Annotated in this window: 13 protein-coding genes; 7 read left to right on the top strand and 6 right to left on the bottom strand. The window is 72.7% G+C overall.

The annotated features are described in order from the left end of the window. The first annotated feature begins 36 nt into the window (after positions 1–36). The 4 genes from J2X26_RS06395 to arfB all read left to right on the top strand — a co-directional run bounded on the left by J2X26_RS06395 (position 37) and on the right by arfB (position 6,444). Positions 37–1,872 (top strand): ABC transporter ATP-binding protein, encoded by a 1,836-nt coding sequence (locus tag J2X26_RS06395; protein ID WP_307490784.1) that lies wholly within the window; start codon positions 37–39, stop codon positions 1,870–1,872. Continuing rightward, complete coding sequence (locus tag J2X26_RS06390; protein ID WP_307490783.1) at positions 1,869–3,608, top strand: ABC transporter ATP-binding protein; 1,740 nt, start codon at positions 1,869–1,871, stop codon at positions 3,606–3,608. The genes J2X26_RS06395 and J2X26_RS06390 overlap by 4 nt, the downstream gene beginning before the upstream one ends. A gap of 110 nt (positions 3,609–3,718) precedes the next feature. After that, entirely contained in the window at positions 3,719–5,995 is a 2,277-nt protein-coding gene (locus tag J2X26_RS06385) for a collagen-binding domain-containing protein (protein WP_307490781.1), read from the top strand. 20 nt (positions 5,996–6,015) lie between these two features. Beyond that, complete coding sequence (gene arfB / locus J2X26_RS06380; RefSeq protein WP_307490779.1) at positions 6,016–6,444, top strand: alternative ribosome rescue aminoacyl-tRNA hydrolase ArfB; 429 nt, start codon at positions 6,016–6,018, stop codon at positions 6,442–6,444. On the opposite strand, the gene J2X26_RS06375 is transcribed toward arfB, so the two are convergent. Beyond that, on the bottom strand, positions 6,410–7,315 hold the full coding sequence (locus J2X26_RS06375) for an SURF1 family protein (RefSeq protein WP_307490778.1): 906 nt from the start codon (positions 7,313–7,315) through the stop codon (positions 6,410–6,412). The two genes, arfB and J2X26_RS06375, sit on opposite strands and share 35 nt — an antisense overlap. A 279-nt stretch (positions 7,316–7,594) precedes the next feature. Between J2X26_RS06375 and J2X26_RS06370 the strand changes: the two genes are divergently transcribed. The 3 genes from J2X26_RS06370 to J2X26_RS06360 all read left to right on the top strand — a co-directional run bounded on the left by J2X26_RS06370 (position 7,595) and on the right by J2X26_RS06360 (position 13,499). Then, the gene (locus tag J2X26_RS06370; protein WP_307490776.1) at positions 7,595–10,072 is read left to right on the top strand and encodes a phosphoketolase family protein; all 2,478 of its coding nucleotides are present in this window, start codon (positions 7,595–7,597) and stop codon (positions 10,070–10,072) included. Positions 10,073–10,155: 83 nt separating this feature from the next. Next, on the top strand, positions 10,156–12,228 hold the full coding sequence (pta, locus tag J2X26_RS06365; protein ID WP_307490774.1) for a phosphate acetyltransferase: 2,073 nt from the start codon (positions 10,156–10,158) through the stop codon (positions 12,226–12,228). Further along, positions 12,225–13,499 (top strand): acetate/propionate family kinase, encoded by a 1,275-nt coding sequence (locus J2X26_RS06360; protein WP_307490773.1) that lies wholly within the window; start codon positions 12,225–12,227, stop codon positions 13,497–13,499. Before pta ends, J2X26_RS06360 begins: the two co-directional genes overlap by 4 nt. A gap of 12 nt (positions 13,500–13,511) precedes the next feature. On the opposite strand, the gene J2X26_RS06355 is transcribed toward J2X26_RS06360, so the two are convergent. The 5 genes from J2X26_RS06355 to J2X26_RS06335 all read right to left on the bottom strand — a co-directional run bounded on the left by J2X26_RS06355 (position 13,512) and on the right by J2X26_RS06335 (position 19,243). Next, positions 13,512–15,143: a succinic semialdehyde dehydrogenase gene (locus tag J2X26_RS06355; protein ID WP_307490772.1), complete on the bottom strand. Its 1,632-nt coding sequence runs from the start codon at positions 15,141–15,143 to the stop codon at positions 13,512–13,514. An 86-nt stretch (positions 15,144–15,229) separates the two neighbouring features. Beyond that, complete coding sequence (gene ptsP / locus J2X26_RS06350) at positions 15,230–16,948, bottom strand: phosphoenolpyruvate--protein phosphotransferase (protein WP_307490771.1); 1,719 nt, start codon at positions 16,946–16,948, stop codon at positions 15,230–15,232. Continuing rightward, positions 16,945–17,223 (bottom strand): HPr family phosphocarrier protein, encoded by a 279-nt coding sequence (locus J2X26_RS06345; protein WP_055912255.1) that lies wholly within the window; start codon positions 17,221–17,223, stop codon positions 16,945–16,947. The genes ptsP and J2X26_RS06345 overlap by 4 nt, the downstream gene beginning before the upstream one ends. Positions 17,224–17,279: 56 nt before the next feature. After that, positions 17,280–18,791 (bottom strand): PTS fructose transporter subunit IIC, encoded by a 1,512-nt coding sequence (locus J2X26_RS06340; protein WP_307490768.1) that lies wholly within the window; start codon positions 18,789–18,791, stop codon positions 17,280–17,282. Next, the gene (locus tag J2X26_RS06335; RefSeq protein WP_307490767.1) at positions 18,788–19,243 is read right to left on the bottom strand and encodes a PTS sugar transporter subunit IIA; all 456 of its coding nucleotides are present in this window, start codon (positions 19,241–19,243) and stop codon (positions 18,788–18,790) included. Before J2X26_RS06335 ends, J2X26_RS06340 begins: the two co-directional genes overlap by 4 nt.

Below are 19,243 nucleotides of genomic sequence, written 5' to 3'. Positions count from 1 at the left end.
CGGCTCTGTCAGTACCGCACCGTAACGTTGACGCTCGTGCGTTCCCTCCCCCTCGACGATCCCGGTACCCCGCCGCTGAGCGGTCCCACAGCCCTGCTCTGGTGGCTGGCTCGTCGGCAGTGGGGCATCCTCCTGACCGCCGTCGGGCTCGGCGTCCTGCAGTTCGCGGCCCAGGCCTTCACCCCGTTCGTCGTCGGACGGGCCATCGACGACGGTCTGGCGAGCGGCTTCGGTCCGGACCTCTGGCGCGCCTGCGGCACGCTGCTGGCGCTCGGCGCCGTGATCATCACGGCCTCGGCCGTCGGCCACCGGTACGACGTGAACAACTGGCTGCGGGCGGCGTTCACGTCCTCGCAGCTGGTCGGCCGGACGGTCGCACGGTCTGGCCACACCATCACCAAGGAGCTGCCGACGGGTGAGGTCGTCTCGGCCGTCGCCAACGACGCGCTACGCATCGGTGAGGTCTTCGCGCTCGCGGGCCACTTCCTCGGCAGCCTCGTGGCCTACGGCATCGTCGCGGCGCTGATGCTCCGCGTGTCCGTGCCGCTGGGGCTCGTGGTCATCCTCGGCCTGCCGACCGTCGCGGCGATCCTCGGCCTGCTCGTCAAGCCGCTGTCCCGCCGGCAGGCGGCGCAGCGCGAGGCGTCGGGACGGCTGACCACGCTGGGCTCGGACACGGTCTCCGGCCTGCGCATCCTGCGCGGCATCGGCGGCGAGGAGGTCTTCACCGGCCGGTACCGCGCGCAGTCGCAGGAGACGCGGCGCCGCGGCGTCGAGGTGGCCAGGACGCAGTCGGTCCTCGACGCCCTCCAGGTCCTGCTCCCCGGTGCGTTCCTCGTCACGCTCATCTGGCTCGGCGCCCACATGGCGCTGGCGGGCACCATCACGCCGGGCCAGCTGGTGTCGACGTACGGCTTCGCGGCGTTCCTGTCCTGGCCGGTGCAGAACGCGACGCAGATGCTCCAGGCGGCGACACGTGCGCACATCGGGGCGACCAAGGTGGTCAAGGTCCTGCAGGTGGTCCCGGCGACCGGTGCGACGCCCGGCACGGCCGCTGCGCCGGAGCCGCACGTGCAGCTGGTCGACGAGGTCAGCGGGCTGCACCTGGAGCCCGGCCGGGTGGTCGCGCTGGTGAGCGCCGACCCCGACGAGTCCGCGCGCATCGCCACGCGGCTCGGCCGGTTCGACGACGCGGCGGAGCAGGAGACGCCCGTGCGCCTCGGTGGCGTGCTGCTGTCCGAGCTCGACAAGGAGCACGTGCGGGAGCGCATCGTCGTCGCGGAGGCCACCCCGCACCTCTTCTCCGGTCTGCTGGAGGAGGAGCTCGACGTGCGCGGCTCGGCCACGCAGGACGACCTGCTGCGCGTGATCGCGACGGCCGACGCACAGGACGTGCTCGACTCCGTGCCCGACGGCCTCGCCGGCGAGCTCCCGGAGAAGGGCCGCTCGCTGTCCGGTGGGCAGCGCCAGCGCGTCGCACTCGCCCGTGCGCTGCTCATCGACCCGGAGATCCTCGTGCTCGTGGAGCCGACCAGCGCGGTCGACGCCCACACCGAGGCCCGGATCGCCGCGCGGCTGGCGGACGTCCGGCGGGGCCGCACGACGCTCGTGGTCACCGCCAGCCCGCTGGTCCTGGACCACGTGGACGAGGTCGCGTTCGTCCAGGACGGTCTGGTGCGCGCCCGCGCCAGCCACGACGACCTGCTCCTGCACGGCGACGACGACCCGGAGATCGCGCGTGCGTACCGGGCGGTCGTCGGGCGGCAGATGGACGACGAGTCGCAGGACTTCCGCTCGGTCGACGACCTGGCGGAGAACGAGCGTCTGTACGAGGAACTGATGGCCGAGCAGAAGAGCGGAGGACAGTCATGAAGCTCCCCATCGCCGACACGGCGACGGTCCGGGCGTACACGGGCGTGCTCTTCCGCAAGCACCGCCGCCCGCTGGTCCTCATCGCGGTCCTGCACACGCTGGCCGCGACCGCGGGCCTGGCGGGTCCGTGGCTGCTGGGCATGCTCATCGACGCCGTCACGGGCGGCACCACGGCGACGTACATCAACACGTTGATCGCCGTCGGCGTCGTCGCCGTGCTCGCTCAGACCGTGCTCATACGGTTCGCCCAGCGCGCGTCGATGGTGTTCGGCGAGGAGGTGTTCGCCGAGCTGCGCGAGGAGTTCATCGAGAAGGTCACGGCGCTGCCGCTGTCCGTCGTCGAGCGGGCCGGCACCGGTGACCTGGTGGCGCGCACGACGAACGACGTCAACAAGCTCCAGCACGCGGTGCGCTTCGGCATCCCGCGCGTGATCGTCGCGGTCGTGACCATCACGCTGACGATCGTCGCGTGCCTCGTGCTGTCGCCGGTGGTCTCGCTCGCGATGTTCGTCGGCGTGCCCACGCTGCTGCTCGTCGTGCGCTGGTACCTCAAGCGCGCGACGCCGGCCTACCAGCGCGAATCGGCCGCGTACGCGGTGCTGAACGGGACCATCACCGAGTCCGTCGAGGGCGCCCGCACCGTCGACGCCCTGCGGCTCGGCCGGCGCCGGATGGGCCGCGTGGACGCCGACCTGCGCGAGGCGTTCGAGGCCGAGAAGGTGACGCTGCGCCTGCGCACGATCCTGTTCCCGGGCATCGACGCGGCATTCGTCCTGGCACCGGCGGCCGTGCTGCTGTGGGGTGGCTACCTCGCGTCGGAGGGCTACGTCACGGTCGGCGCGGTCACCACGATCGTGCTGTACACGTACCAGATCACCGGTCCGGTGTGGGAGCTGATCTTCTGGGTCGACGAGATCCAGGTGGCGGCGACCTCGCTCGCGCGCATCGTGGGTGTCCAGCTGGTCGAGCCCGACCGCGAGTCGCGCGAGGGCACCCCGGTCGACGAGGACATCGCCTCCCGAGGGCTGACCTACGCGTACCGCGAGGGGCACAACGTGCTGCACGGCATCGACCTCGACCTGGCCGCCGGTGAGCGGCTGGCCGTGGTCGGACCGTCCGGTGCCGGCAAGTCGACGCTCGGACGGATGCTCGCCGGCATCCACCCGCCCACCGACGGCACCGTCACGGTCGGCGGCGTGCCGCTGATCGACCTGCCGCTCGAGGAGCTGCGCGGGCACGTCGCCCTGGTCACCCAGGAGCACCACGTGTTCGTCGGGTCGGTCGCGGACAACCTGCGCCTGGCCCAGGTGGACGCCGACGCGGCCGCGCTCGAGCGGGCGCTGCGGGCGGTCGACGCGTGGGAGTGGGTGCAGGCGCTGCCCGAGGGGCTGGAGACCGAGGTCGGCTCGGGCGGTGCTGCGCTGACGCCGGCGCAGGCCCAGCAGATCGCGCTCGCCCGGCTCGTCCTGCTCGACCCGCACACGCTGGTGCTCGACGAGGCCACCTCGCTGCTCGACCCGCGGGCGGCCCGGCACCTCGAGCGCTCGCTGTCGGCCGTGCTCTTGGGGCGGACAGTGGTCGCGATCGCCCACCGCCTGCACACCGCGCACGACGCGGACCGGGTGGCGGTGGTCGACGGGGGCCGGATCACGGAGATCGGACCCCACGACGAGCTGGTCGCGGCGGGTGGCGACTACGCCGCGCTGTGGCACTCCTGGCAGCACGACGCGGTCTGACGAGGGGAACCCGGGCGAGCCGCACGCACGTCGTCGTGCGGCTCGCCGGCCGGACTCGTACGAATCGGTTAAGTTGCGTGAGGAACTTCTCATCATCGGAAGGCTCTCGCGTGCACACCAGCCCGAGCCGATCGCGCGCGACCGTCGCCGCCGTGGTCGCCGCCGCACTCGCGGTGCCCGTCGTCGCCACAGCGCTCACGCTGGGTGCCGCGGCGCCGGCCGCGGCGATCAGCTTCTGCGGCAGCACCGACGACCCGACCCGGGGATTCACCGTGCTCGTCGAGGGAGACGCCTCGGTGGCGGGCTCGGAGATCGAGGGCACCCTCGGCGTCGGCGGCTCGCTGTCCTGGGCGTCCACCTTCGACGTGCGGCACTCGACCGGCCTGACACCGCCGGACTACGAGCTGCCGACGCTCGACGTCGGAGGCACGGAGCTGCCGGTGCGCGTGTCGGCCGGCTCCTACGACCTGGCAGGGTCGCAGGGCATCCTCCAGGTGGGCTCGGGGGCGGACGACCCGACGTGGCCGCGGGGCGAGATGCTCGCCGGCACCTCCACATGGACCACGACCACCCTGCAGGGCACGGAGGTGTTCATCTCCGACGGCACGAGCCAGGCACGCGTCGTCCCACCGAACCCGCCTGCGCCGGCGGACGACCTCGACGCCTGGGTCGCCGCGAACATCGGACCGGTCGACGTCACACCGGTGACCAGCGGTTTCCCGACCCTCGACGCCATGGCGGACGCCGTCTCCGAGCTGCCCGGAGCGAACACCGGCGTCTCGGCGGTGACCCTCACGGGGAGCGCCCCGGAGAAGCAGCTCGAGCTCGTCGCCGGTGACCTCAACGTGCTCTCCGTGACGCCCGACCAGTTCGACGGCGTGACCGCGCTGAACTTCACGGGCGCCGTGCCGTCCTCCAGCACCGGGCTGATCGTTCGGATGTCCGAGGGCACCGCGTTCAGCATCCCGCGGTTCAACGGCGCGAACGACTCGGGCACGAACAACTTCTTCGCCCCGTGGGTGCTCTGGAGCTACGACGAGACCGGCCCCCTGACGCTCTCGAGCCAGGACCGGATCACCGGGACGGTCCTGGCCCCGCGGGCCGACCTCACGTTGCAGAACGCGAGCCCGGTCGAGGGTCAGGTGATCGCCGCGACGCTGACCAAGGCGGGCGGCTCCGGCGAGATCCACCACTACGCGTTCGCGGGGTGCGTCCCGGACGACGCGACCACGGTCGGCTCGGTCCAGCTCAGCAAGACCCTGGTCGTGGACGGCACGTTCGACACCCTGCCCGTCAACGTCTTCGTGCAGTACTGGATCGACGGCGTCCGGCAGCTGCCCGACCTGTCGGTCGAGACGGACGGCACGGTGCTCGGGCCGGCCGCCGTCCCGTCCGGCACCGTCGTCGAGCTCGGGGAGGCCACCCCCGCCACCGTGCCGGGCGGCGTCTGGCAGGCGCCGGTCTGGAACGTCACGGGCACGACGACGATCGCGCCGACGCAGCCGGGCGCGCAGGTCGCGTTCGTCGTCGAGGAGGACGCGGCGGTGGTCGTCACCCTCACCGACACCCTGGCCGGGCAGGGCCGGTTCAGCGTCGCCAAGTCCGTGGACGACGCCGGTCTCGGCTCGCCGGACACCTTCACGTTCCAGTGGTGGGTGGACGACGTGCAGCAGTCGCCCGACCTCGTCGTCGCCTCCGACGGCACGGTGCTGGGCCCGATCGACGTCGCTCCCGACAGCGTGGTCGAGCTGGTCGAGGTCCCGCCCGCGGACCCGGCGAGCGGCACCTGGACGGAACCGACGTGGACGGTCACCGGCGGAACGGCGGCGACCGCCGAGCACGGCGGCTTCGCGTTCACCGTGGGCCGGGGCAGCGCCGTCAGCGCGGTGCAGGTGACGAACGTGGTCGAGCCCGACCCCGTCGTGCTCGGCGGCTTCGCGGTGCGGAAGGTCGTGTCCGGGGCGGCCGGCGCGGTTCCGGCGGGCGCCGTGTTCACGGGGACCTGGTCCTGCAGCGCCGCCGGAGCGACCGGGAAGTCCTCCGGCACCTGGTCGGTGGCGGCCGGCGGCACGGTCGTCGTCGGTGGGTTCCCCGTCGGGACGGTCTGCACCGTCGCGGAGGACGCGGACCAGCCGGGCGGCGCGTTCACGTCGACGCTCTCGCCCGCCGGCGGCCGCGTCGTCGTCGCTGCCGGGGACCCCGCGGTCGTCGGTCTCGTCACCGCGACCAACACGTACGCCGACCCGGCGGAGGACGCCGAGCTCGCGGCGACCGGCGCGGACGGCGTGGAGGGCACCACCGCGGCGGCTGCGCTCACGCTGGTGCTGGGCGCGATCCTGACGCTCGCTGCCCGACGCGCCCGTCGGCCCCTGCGGCAGCGGGACTGAACCCGGGACAGAATGCACGCATGGTCCACCCCCTCACGCTGCGCGGCGACATCGTCGTCCCCGACGACGCCCTCGCGTGGCGCTTCTCGCGCTCCAGCGGTCCGGGGGGTCAGTCGGTCAACACGACCGACTCCCGCGTGGAGCTGACGGTCGACCTCGCGCGCATCGCCTGGACCAGCCCGACGCAGGAGGACCGTGTCCTGGCGCGGCTGGCGGGCCGGCTGCGCGGCTCGCTGCTCGTCGTGAGCGCCCAGGAGTACCGGTCACAGCTGCGCAACCGCGAGGCCGCGCTCACCCGCGTGCACGCTCTGCTCGACGACGCCCTCGCTCCCCCGGGTCCTACCCGTCGCGCCACGCGGCCGAGCCGGGGCTCGCAGGTGCGACGCGTGCAGGGCGAGCAGAAGCGCCGCGCGGTCAAGGAGCTGCGCCGGCGTCCCCCGATGGGCTGATGGCGGGCCCCGACCCGCGGGCCTCGTCGCGGACCAGCCGGAGCCAGAGCAGCACGGCGAAGGCGCCGAAGATCCACCACTGGGCGGCGTAGGCGAGGTTCTGGATGTTGAGCCCGGCGCCGGGCTTGGTCGGCGGGTCGAGGAGCGTCACGTCGTCCTGGGCCGGGTCCGACGAGGAGACGACGAGGTACCCGGTGTAGATCGGTCCGCCCCAGGAGTTGAGCAGCTCGGCGGAGCTGATCGCGTCGGTCCGGCCGTCGGCCACCCCGGTGCCCGCCTGCTCGGACGCCTGCAGGTAGCCGGTCACGTCCACCGTCCCGGCCGGTGGTGCGTCGGCGTCGGCGGGCGTCGCCACCCACCCGCGCACGACCGGGAGCACGGCGCCGTCGGTCGTGGTCAGGGGCGCCAGGACGAGCAGCCCGGTGGTGCCGTCGTGCGCACGACCGGTCACCAGCAGCTGGCCGTCGGCGTCGTACGTCCCGGTCACGGCCACCTTCCGGCCGACGAGGTCGCCGGTGAACGTGGTCTGCGGGACCAGCACGTCGTCCAGCGGGACGGCGGCGGCGGCGACGAGCTCGGCGGTGTGCCGTTCCGCGGCGACGGCGCCGTGCACCTGCGCGCGGTCCAGCTGCCAGGCGCCGAGCCGGGCGCACAGCGCGGCGGCGGCGAGCAGCAGGACGAGGAGGACGAGCATGCGAGGGCGCACGGCCGCGCGGAGCATCGTCGTCGGCGGGCGTGGCTCTGCCTGCTCCCACGCGGGGTCGAGGGCCGGACCATCCGGGCTGCCACCGTGCGACGCGTCGCGAAGGCCCTCGTCCGCACGACCGTCCGCACGCTCGCGCGCGACGGCTGCGGGGCTCTGCTCGGTCACGCCTCACGGTACCCCGCAGCACCGTCCCGGCCGGAACCGGGCCGGGCCGCCAGGATCCGCCCACAACCCCGCTGACCTGCGCAGCGACCGTGCCTGCACACCACCGGACGTTCGGCGTGCGTTCGCCCACACCTACTGCGCCGATGCGCGGAGTGCGGTTGTATGACAAGTGGACGCGCGCACGCGACACAGGACCAAGGACTCTCGTCCGCGCCGCGCGCCCGACGGGAGGCTGACACCGCGCCGGTGGCATGCCGGAACGACGACTGGGGAGCGCGCATGAGCACGACGACGTCGGCACGCAATACGTGGCAGACCGGGAGCGGCACGGTGGTCGACGCCGACACCGTGGCCCGCATCGACAAGTGGTGGCGGGCCGCCAACTACCTGTCGGTGGGTCAGATCTACCTCCTGGACAACCCGCTCCTGCGGGAGCCGCTCACACGCGACCACGTCAAGCCGCGGCTCCTCGGCCACTGGGGCACCACCCCGGGGCTGAACTTCCTGTACGCGCACCTGAACCGCGCGATCGCGGAGCGCGAGCAGTCGACCATCTACGTCACCGGCCCGGGCCACGGCGGCCCGGGGCTGGTCGCGAGCGCCTATCTCGACGGCACGTACTCGGAGTTCTACTCGGACATCACCGAGGACACCGAGGGCATCCACCGGCTCTTCCGCCAGTTCTCGTTCCCGGGTGGCATCCCCAGCCACGTGGCCCCCGAGACACCGGGGTCCATCCACGAGGGCGGCGAGCTGGGCTACGCGCTGAGCCACGCCTACGGCGCCGCGTTCGACAACCCCGACCTGCTCGTCGCGACCGTCATCGGCGACGGCGAGGCGGAGACCGGCCCGCTGGCCACGAGCTGGCACTCGAACAAGTTCGTCAACGTCGAGAACGACGGAGTCGTCCTGCCGATCCTGCACCTCAACGGGTACAAGATCGCGAACCCGACCGTGCTGGCCCGCATCCCCGACCACGAGCTCGAGGCGCTCATGGTGGGCTACGGCCACAAGCCGCACATGTTCGTCGCAGGCTTCGACGACGAGTCGCACGACGACGTCCACCGCCGGTTCGCGACGCTGCTCGACGAGGTGCTCGACGAGATCGCGGAGATCAAGCGCAGCGCGCACGCGGGCAACGAGCAGCGCCCGCAGTGGCCGATGATCGTGTTCCGGACCCCCAAGGGCTGGACGGGGCCGGACTACATCGACGGCAAGAAGACCACCGGGTCGTGGCGGGCGCACCAGGTGCCGCTGGCGAGCGCGCGGGACACCCCCGAGCACCTGGACGTCCTGCGGCAGTGGCTCGAGTCGTACCGGGTCAACGAGCTGTTCGACGAGAACGGCCGACTGCACGACGACATCCGCGCGCTCGCTCCGACCGGAGCCCTGCGGATGAGCGACAACCCGCACGCCAACGGCGGGATCCTGCTCAAGGACCTGCGCCTGCCGGACTTCCGCGAGTACGCGGTCGACGTGCCGGTGCCGGGTGGCTCCATGAGCGAGGCGCCGCGCGTGCTGGGCGACTGGCTGACCGACGTCATCCGGCTCAACCCGGACAACTTCCGGATCTTCGGTCCCGACGAGACCGCGTCGAACCGGCTGCAGTCGGTGTTCCAGACCACGGACAAGCAGTGGAACGCGGAGTTCTTCGGCGCCGACGTCGACGAGCACCTGGCCCGCGCCGGCCGCGTGCTGGAGATGCTCAGCGAGCACCAGTGCCAGGGTTGGCTCGAGGGCTACCTGCTGACCGGGCGGCACGGCCTGTTCAACTGCTACGAGGCGTTCATCCACATCATCGACTCGATGTTCAACCAGCACGCCAAGTGGCTGAAGGTCACCAACGACATCCCGTGGCGGCGCCCGATCGCGAGCCTCAACTACCTGCTGTCCAGCCACGTCTGGCGGCAGGACCACAACGGCTTCAGCCACCAGGACCCGGGGTTCATCGACCACGTGGTCAACAAGAAGGCCGAGGTCGTCCGCGTCTACCTGCCGCCGGACGCCAACACGCTGCTCTCGACGTACGACCACTGCCTGCGCAGCCGGCAGTACGTCAACGTGGTCGTCGCGGGCAAGCAGCCGGCGCCGAACTTCCTGACGATGGACCAGGCCATCGCGCACTGCACGCGCGGTCTGGGCATCTGGGACTGGGCGGGCTCGGAGGTGCACGGGGAGAAGCCGGACGTCGTGCTCGGCTGCGCGGGCGACGTGCCGACGCTCGAGGTGCTGGCTGCGGCAGACATCCTGCGCCGCGAGCTGCCGGACCTGAAGGTGCGCGTGATCAACGTGGTCGACCTCATGCGCCTGCAGGACGCGCGGGAGCACCCGCACGGGCTGTCCGACGCGCAGTTCGACGGGCTGTTCACCGACGACCGGCCGGTGATCTTCGCGTACCACGGGTACCCGTGGCTCATCCACCGGCTCACCTACCGCCGCCACGGCCACAGCAACATCCACGTGCGCGGCTACAAGGAGGAGGGCACGACGACGACGCCGTTCGACATGGTCATGCTCAACGACCTCGACCGGTTCCACCTGGTGATCGACGTCATCGACAACGTGCCGTCCCTCGGCAGCTCGCAGGCCAACCTGCGGCAGAAGATGGTCGACGAGCGCCTGCGGGCGCGCGAGTACACCCGCGCGTACGGCGACGACCTGCCCGAGGTCAAGGAGTGGGTCTGGCCCGACGCTGCCGACGCCGCCGACGAGGGCCAGGTGGCGGCGACGCTGTCGACCGGCGGTGACAACGAGTAGCACCCCAGTTGTCCGTGGGGCGGGCGCCGCTGCCCGCCCCACGGTCCCGCACCGCAACCCGCACCGCATCGGAGACACCCACCGTGGCCCGCAGCATCTACGTCACGTCCCCCGAAGGGGACTCCGGCAAGTCCATGGTCGCGCTCGGCCTGGTGGACCTGCTGGCCCGCACCGTCCAACGGGTCGGGGTGTTCCGCCCGGTCGCCCGGTCGACCGACGTCCGTGACTACGTGCTCGAGCTCCTGCTCCACCACGACGGGGTCGACCTCACCTACGACGAGTGCGTCGGCGTGACGTACGAGCAGGTGCTCGAGGACCACGAGGCGGCGCTCGCCCAGATCGTGGCCAGGTACCACGACGTCGAGCGGCGCTGCGACGCCGTCGTGGTGGTCGGCACCGACTACACGGACGTCGCCGGGCCCACCGAGCTGGCCTACAACGCCCGCATCGCCGCGAACCTCGGGGCGCCGGTCGTGCTCGTCATCAACGGCAGCCACCGCAAGCCCGCGGTCGTTGCGCAGGTGGCCGACATCGTCGTCACGGAGATGCACGCCAACCACGCCCAGGTGGTCTCCGTCGTGGCCAACCGGTGCGCCCCGGGCTCGGTCAGCGGTGTCCGCGACGCCCTGCGGGACGGCACCGGGCTGCCGTCGTGGGCGGTGCCGGAGAACTCCCTGCTGACCGCCCCGACCGTCCGTCAGCTGTCGGAGGCCGTGCGCGGGACCCTGATCGCCGGCGACGAGGCGCTGCTGTCGCGCGAGGTGCTCGACGTCATCGTCGGCGCCATGTCCGTGGAGCACCTGCTGGGCAAGCTGACCGACGGGTCGGTCGTGATCACGCCCGGCGACCGCTCGGACGTGCTGCTCGGCCTGCTCATGGCGCACCAGGCCGAAGGGTTCCCGTCGCTCGCCGGGATCATCCTCAACGGCGGGTTCCGTCCGGAGCCGCTGATCACCCGTCTGGTGAACGGGCTCGGGAGCAGGCTGCCGATCCTGTCCACCGAGCTGGGCACCTTCCGGTCCGCGAGCGCCGTCGGCGACACGCACGGGCGCCTCACCGCCGACTCGCAGCGCAAGGTCGACACCGCGCTGTCGCTGTTCGAGCAGCACGTCGACGGTTCGGCGCTGCTGGCCGCGCTCGACGTGGAGCGGCCCGAGGTGGTCACCCCGCTGATGTTCGAGTTCGCGCTGCTGGACCGGGCCCGTTCCGACCGCCAGCACGTGGTGCTCCCCGAGGGCGGCGACGACCGGATCCTGCGTGCTGCGTCGACCCTGCTGCAGCGCGGCGTCGCGGACCTCACGATCCTCGGCGAGGAGCCGGCCATCCGCGCCCGCGCGACGGAGCTGGGGCTCGACCTCGACGCCGCCGCGATCATCGACCCGCACGACGGCGAGCTGCTCGAGCGGTTCGCCGTCGAGTACACCGAGATGCGCAAGCACAAGGGCATGACCGTGGACCGCGCGCGGGAGATCGTCTCCTCCGTGTCGTACTTCGGCACGATGATGGTCCAGCTCGGGCTCGCCGACGGCATGGTCTCCGGAGCGGCCCACACCACGGCGCACACCATCAAGCCGTCGTTCGAGATCATCAAGACCAGCCCGGGCGTCTCCAGCGTCTCGAGCGCGTTCCTCATGTGCCTGGAGGACCGCGTCCTCGTCTACGCCGACTGCGCCGTCATCCCGGACCCGACCGCGGAGCAGCTGGCCGACATCGCGATCTCGTCGGCGGGCACCGCCCAGCAGTTCGGCATCGAGCCGCGCATCGCGATGCTGTCCTACTCCACGGGCGAGTCGGGCTCGGGCGCGGACGTCGAGAAGGTCCGCGCAGCGACAGCGCTCGTCAGGGAGCGGCGCCCCGACCTGTCCGTCGAGGGGCCGATCCAGTACGACGCCGCCGTCGACGCCTCCGTGGCCAAGACGAAGATGCCGGACTCGGCCGTGGCCGGACGGGCGACGGTATTCGTGTTCCCCGACCTCAACACCGGGAACAACACCTACAAGGCGGTGCAGCGCTCCGCGGGGGCGGTCGCCATCGGCCCCGTCCTGCAGGGTCTGCGCAAGCCGGTCAACGACCTGTCGCGAGGTGCGCTGGTGCAGGACATCGTCAACACCGTCGCCATCACAGCGATCCAGGCGCAAGCAGAGGACCCCTCATGAGCCCCACCGCCCCGGCCCACCCGGGATCCGTGCTCGTCGTGAACTCCGGCTCGTCGTCGATCAAGTACCAGCTGGTCGATCCCGTCGGCGGCGAGGCGATCGCCTCGGGCATCGTCGAGCGGATCGGCGAGGACGAGGGCTCCGTGAAGCACACGTACGCCGGCAGCACGACGCAGCGGACGGACCCGGTCGCCGACCACGGCGCCGGCCTGCGCGCGGTGCTCGCCCTGTTCGAGGAGGTCGGGCCTGACCTCGCCCAGGCGCACGTGGTGGCGGTCGGCCACCGGGTGGTGCACGGCGGGGCGGTCTTCGGCTCGCCCGTGATCGTCGACGACGACGTCGTCGCCCAGATCGACGCCCTCTCCCCCTTGGCTCCCCTGCACAACCCGCCCAACCTCACCGGCATCCAGGTGGCCCGCGAGCTGCTGCCGGACGTGCCGCACGTCGTCGTGTTCGACACCGCGTTCTTCCGCACGCTGCCCGAGGCGGCCGCCACGTACGCGATCGACAAGGACGTCGCCCGCGAGCACGGGGTGCGCCGGTACGGGTTCCACGGGACGTCGCACCAGTACGTGTCCGGCAAGGTCGCGCGAGTGCTCGGTCGCCGGCTCGAGGACCTCAACCAGATCGTGCTGCACCTGGGGAACGGGGCGTCGGCGTCGGCGGTCCGCGGTGGTGTCGCCGTCGAGACGTCGATGGGCATGACCCCGCTGGAGGGCCTGGTCATGGGCACCCGGTCGGGCGACATCGACCCCGCCGTGCTCATCCACCTGCAGCGCAACGCCGGGCTGTCGGTCGACGACGTGGACGACCTGCTCAACCGGCGCTCCGGGCTCAAGGGGCTGGCGGGCGAGAATGACTTCCGCGAGCTGCACGCGCTGGTCGACGCAGGCGACGAGGACGCCGCGCTGGCCCTCGACGTCTACCTGCACCGGCTGCGCAAGTACGTCGGCGCCTACTACGCCGTCCTCGGCCGGGTCGACGTCATCACGTTCACGGCGGGCGTCGGCGAGAACGACGACATCGTCCGCGCCCGCGCGCTCGAGGGTCTGGAGCCTCTGGGCATCGCGGTGGACGCCGACCGCAACGCGGGCCGCAAGAAGGAGCCGACGATCATCTCCCCGGACTGGACCAGCACCCTGGTGATGGTGGTCCCGACCAACGAGGAGCTCGCGATCGCCCGCCAGGCGATCGACACGATCGAGACGGCCGGCTACGAGGGCACGAGCGACGAGTCCGACCCGGCCCCCGCTGCCACGGGCCACGCCTGAACCCACTGAGCGCTACGGGAGGCGGAGCTTCTTCATCGTGCGCAGGACCTCCGTGTAGACGCGGGGCCAGGTGTCGGTGCCCAGGTCGAAGAGGCGGTGCAGGCCGACGCCCGGGGCGCCGAGGACGCCGTGCGCGCCGTGCTGGACCGCGACCGTCTGCACCCGGGTGGTCTCCCAGAGGCCCTCGCGCCCGTGCCGGCTGCCGATGCCTGACGTCCCGACGCCACCCTGCGGCGCCGCGACGGAGCCCCAGGTGGCCACGTACCCCTCGTTGACGTTCACGGTCCCGGCCCGCACCCGCGCGGCGATCGCCGCACCACGGCGGGTGTCCGCGGTCCAGACGCTGGCGTTCAGGCCGAGGTCGCTGTCGTTCATCGCCGCGACGGCCTCGTCGTCGGAGGCCACGCGGTAGATGCTCACGACCGGCCCGAACGTCTCCTCGCGCACCAGCCGCGCCTCGTTCGGCACGTCGGTGAGGATGGTCGGCTCGTAGAACCACGGCCCCAGGTCGGCGCGGTGGACGGCCCCGGTGAGCACCGTCGCGCCGTGCCCGACGGCGTCCTCGACGTGCTCGACGACGGTGGCCAGCTGCGCCGCGGACGTCAGCGAGCCCATGTCCGAGCGGTAGTCGAGCCCCGAGCCGAGGCGCACCTCGCGCGTCCGGCGCACGAAGGCCGCGGTGAACTCGTCGGCCACGTCCTCGTGCACGTAGATCCGCTCGATGCTCACGCAGACCTGCCCGGCACCGACGAAGCAGGCACGGACGGCCCCCTCGGCGGCGACCTCGACGTCCACGTCCTCGGCGACGTACATCGGGTTCTTGCCGCCCAGCTCGAGCGTGGCCGACACCAGCCGCTCCCCCGCCTGCGCGGCGACGACGCGGCCCGTGCGGGTGGACCCGGTGAAGCTCACGTGGTCGACGTTCTCGACGACGGCCGCACCGATGGTCGGCCCGTCGCCGACGACCACCTGCAGGAGCCCGTCGGGAAGCCCGGCCTCCTCCAGGAGCTCCGCGGCCCACAGCGACGTGAGAGCCGTCTGCGGGTCCGGCCGCAGGATGACGGCGTTGCCGGCGACCAGCGCGGGCAGCACGTCGCCGAGCGTGAGGGTCAGCGGGAAGTTCCAGGGGGCGACGATCCCGACGACCCCCACCGGGTGCCGCAGCACGCGGACGCTGGTCAGGCCGGGGAGCAGTCCCGGGACCCGACGGGGCGCGAGGTACCGGCCGGCGCGCGCGGCATAGTGCCGGGCGACCAGGGCGATGTCGCAGACCTCCTCGAACGCCGAGACCCGCGCCTTGCCGGACTCCAGCTGGATGAGGTCGAGCACGTCGCTCTGGCGCTCGAGCACCAGGTCGTGCACGCGGGACAGCACCGCCGTGCGGTCGCGCAGCGGGCGGGCTGCCCAGAGCCGCTGCGCTGCCCGCGCGCTCTTCGCGGCGCGGGCGACGTCGTCCCGCGTCGAGAGCGGGATCGCGGCGATCGGACTGCCCGTGAACGGCGCGTGCGACGTGAACGCCCCCGCGCCGGGCGAGGTGACCACGCGTCGTAGCAGTGGTCGGACGTCGTCCGGCTCCAGCACGTACGTCGCGAGCGGGTCGGTCTCAGGGTCGTGGAGCTCGATGTGTCCCGGGTCGTGCGCCATACCGGCGAGGGTACGCGCGCGACCGCAGAAAACCGCGCGCGTGCCCTCTCCCGGCCTGTCGCCCCTAGACGCTGAGCCTGCAGCGCTTACACGCCCAGCGTCTCCCGCACGTCCGCGTGCAGCAGCCCGACCACGGCGGCCCGCCCCTCGACCGCCGAGGGTGCCGCGAGCGCGGCGGCCGCCATCGTGGCGCACTCGGCGGTGGTGTGGTGGCGCAGGGCGTACCGGACCGCGGGGACGGCCCCCGCGGACATCGACAGGCTGGTCACGCCGAGCCCGACGAGCACCAGCGCGAGCACCGGGTCGGACGCGGACTCCCCGCAGACTCCGACGGGCTTGCGCGCCTGGAGCCCCGCACGGGCGGTCGCGTTGACCAGGTCGAGGACGGCCGGCTGCCACGGGTCCAGCAGGTCGGCCAGCTCGCCGCGCAGGCGGTCGGTCGCCATCGCGTACTGCGCGAGGTCGTTGGTGCCCAGGGAGACGAAGTCCACCTCGGCGAGGATCTCCTGCGCGCGCAGGGCCGCGGCCGGCACCTCGATCATCACGCCGACCGTGGCGACGCCGGCCGCGCGTGCCCGGCGGGCGAACTCGCGCGCCTCGGCGGCCGTCGCGATCATCGGCGCCATGACCCAGGGCGTGGTCCCCGTCTCGGCCTGCGCGTGCGCGAGGGCCTCGAGCTGGGTGTCCAGGAGCTCGGGATGGGTGCGCACCAGGCGGTAGCCGCGCACGCCGAGCGCCGGGTTCTCCTCGTCGGGCTGCGTCGCGAAGGCCAGCGGCTTGTCCGCGCCGGCGTCGAGCGTGCGGACGACGACCTTGCGGTCACCGAAGGAGCGCAGCACGCGTGTGTAGACGGCGGCCTGGGCCTCAAGCGTCGGCGCCGTGGTGCTCTCCAGGAACAGCACCTCGGTCCGGAACAGGCCGACGCCCTCGACGCCACCGCCGGCGACGCGGGCGGCGTCCTCGGCGGTGCCGATGTTGGCCAGCAGCGCGACCGCCCGGCCGTCGGCGGTGGCGCCGGGTGCCGTGTCCGACTCGAGCGTCCGCTCGACGGTCGCTCGCCGCTCCAGCTCGGCACGCTGACCCTCGGACGGGTCGGGAGTGACCGTGCCGTCGGCGGCGTCGACGGCCACGTCCACGCCGTCGGGGAGCGCCGTTGCACCGGCGACCCGCACGATGCACGGGAGACCGAGCTGCCCGGCGATGATCGCGGTGTGGCCGGTGGGTCCGCCGAGCTCGGTGACGATCGCCAGGACGTTCGCCAGGTCGAGCGCGGCCGTGTCGGCGGGAGCGAGGTCCTTGGCGACGATCACGGACGGCCGGTCCAGCGACGGCACGCCGGGCGCCGGCAGGCCCAGGGCGGCAGCGACCACGCGGTCGCGCACGGACCGCAGGTCGGTGACGCGCTCCGCGAGGTAGCCGCCGGCCTGCTCGAACATCGTCGCGAACATCTCGACGACGCCGTCGACGGCGCTGACCACGGGCTCGCCGGCGTCGATCCGCTGCAGCACGCCACTCCGCAGGGCCTTGTCGTCGGCCATCTGCGCGGTGGCCGCGAGGACGTCCTTCACCGTGCCGGTGGACCGCCCCGACTGCTCCCGCAGTCTCGCGGCGACGTCGGAGAACGCCTGCTCGACGTGGGCGTGCGCGGTCGGGATGTCGGCCGGGACCCCGTCGACCAGCAGGGGCGCGTCGGCGGCGACGTGCGGCGCGGGCCGGACCTGGGCGACGGGCCCGACGACTGCCCGGCGACCGACGCCCACCCCTTGGAGCACGTGACCGAGGGCGGCCGTGCTCGCAGCACTCATGATGCTTCCTCCGCGTCCAGGTCGGTCGCCAGGAGGTCGACCAGCCCGTCGAGCGCGGCGTCGGCCCCCTCCCCCTCGGCGGTCAGGGTGACGACCTCGCCGCTGGGGACACCGAGCGACATGACGAACAGGATGCTGCCGGCGTCGACCGGCTCACCGTCCGGGCGGGCGATGGTGACGGGCAGCCCGGTCTCGGCGACGGCCTGCGTGAAGAGCATGGCGGGGCGGGCGTGCAGGCCGACGCGCGAGGCGACGGCGACGGTGCGCTGAGGCATGAGAGGTCTCCGATCGGGGGCCGCCCGGCCACGGTGCCGGGCGGCGGGTGGATGGATCAGGCGGCGGTGGCGACGAGCGCCTGGGCGTCGGCGGCCTGCTCGGCCTTGACGATCTCGTTCGGCTTGGCGCTCTTCAGGGCGATCACGAGGCCGGCGGAGATCACGGTGCCGACGGCGACGGCCATGAGGAACCCGAGCGGGTTCGAGATGAGCGGCAGCACCCAGATGCCACCGTGCGGGGCGCGCTGGCCGGAGCCGACCGCCATCACGAGGGCACCGGTGACGCTGGAGCCGACGAGCGAGGACACGATGACGCGCCACGGGTCGGCCGCCGCGAACGGGATGGCGCCCTCGGAGATGAACGAGAGACCCAGCAGCCACGCGGCCTTGCCGTTCTCCTGCTCGGCGTGCGTGAACAGCTTCTTGCGCACGGTCGACGCGAGCGCCATGGCCAGCGGGGCCACCATGCCGGCGGCCATGACCGCGGCCATGATCCGGTACTGGACGGCGTCCGTGGCGAGGCCCTCGGTCGCCAGGCCCGTCACTGCGAACGTGTAGGCCACCTTGTTGATCGGGCCACCGAGGTCGAAGCCCATCATCGCGCCGAGCAGGGCGCCGAGCAGGATCAGGTTGGAGCCGGACAGGCCGTTGAGCCAGCTGCTCAGCCCGTTCATGAGGCTCGCGATCGGCTGCCCGATGATGAGGAACATCACGAGCCCGACCACGAAGGTCGACAGCAGCGGGATGACGACCACCGGCATCACGCCACGGACGCCCTTGGGCACCTTCCAGCGGCTGATCCACAGGGCCAGGAACCCGGCCATGAAGCCGGTGACCAGGCCACCCAGGAAGCCGGCGCCGACGGCGACGGAGATCGCGCCACCGACGAAGCCGGGCACCAGGCCGGGCCGGTCGGCGATCGCGTAGGCGATGAACCCGGACAGCACCGGGACCAGGAACCCGAAGGCGACCACACCGGTCTGGAAGAGCAGCGCCGCCCAGTCCATGCCGACGGTGGCGTTGAAGTCGTTCAGCAGGTGCGAGACCGGGATCGACGTGACCTCGATGACGCCGTCGGAGCCGCCTGCGAACTGGGCGACCATGAACCCGAGGGCGATGAGGATCCCGCCCGCGGCGACGAACGGGATCATGTAGCTGACACCCGTCATGAGCCACTGCCGGATCTTGGTGCCGACGCCCGCGTTCCGGTCGACCTTGGTCACCGGAGCGGCGGGCGCTGCCGGACCGCCCGCGGGCACGCCAGCCTCGACGGCGGCGACGGCGGCAGCGATGACGCCCGGGGCGTCGTGCACGGCCTTCTTGACGCCGACGTCGATGAACGGCTTGCCGGCGAACCGGTCCTTGTCCTTGACCTCGAGGTCGGCGGCGTAGATGACACCGTCGGCCGCCGCGATGATCGCGGGGTCGAGCGGCGTCGAGCCGGCCGCGCCCTGCGTCTCGACGTGGACCTCGTGGCCGGCAGCCTTGCCGGCCTGCTCGAGGGCCTCGGCGGCCATGTAGGTGTGCGCGATGCCCGTGGGGCAGGAGGAGACGGCGACGAGCTTCATGAGGGGACCACCTCTCGGGTGACGATCTCCGCGACGGTGGCCGCGTCGGGGGCGTCCTTGAGGGACGTACGGAAGGACTCGTGCACCAGGCGGCGGGCGAGCGCCGCGAGGATCTTGAGGTGGTCGCCGTCGCCCGCGTCGGGGGCGGCGATGAGGAAGATCAGGGTGGCCGGACCGTCGGGGGCGCCGAAGTCGACACCGGCCGCGACCTTGCCGACCGCGAGGCTCGGCACGGTCACGTGGCTGGACCGGGCGTGCGGCAGGCCGATACCGCCGGGCATGCCGGTGGCCATCTGCGCCTCGCGGGCACGCACGTCGGCGTGGAAGCCGTCGGCGTCGGTCACTCGGCCCGCTGCGTACAGCAGGTCGATCAGCTGGCGGGTCGCGTCGTCGCGGTCCGTGGCGACGAGGTCGACGGCGACCAGGTCCGGGGTGATCAGCGGGGTGCTCAC

It is taken from the genome of Cellulomonas humilata (assembly GCF_030814415.1).
GTDB lineage: Bacteria > Actinomycetota > Actinomycetes > Actinomycetales > Cellulomonadaceae > Cellulomonas > Cellulomonas humilata_A.
This window is presented reverse-complemented; position numbering and strand designations above follow the sequence as displayed.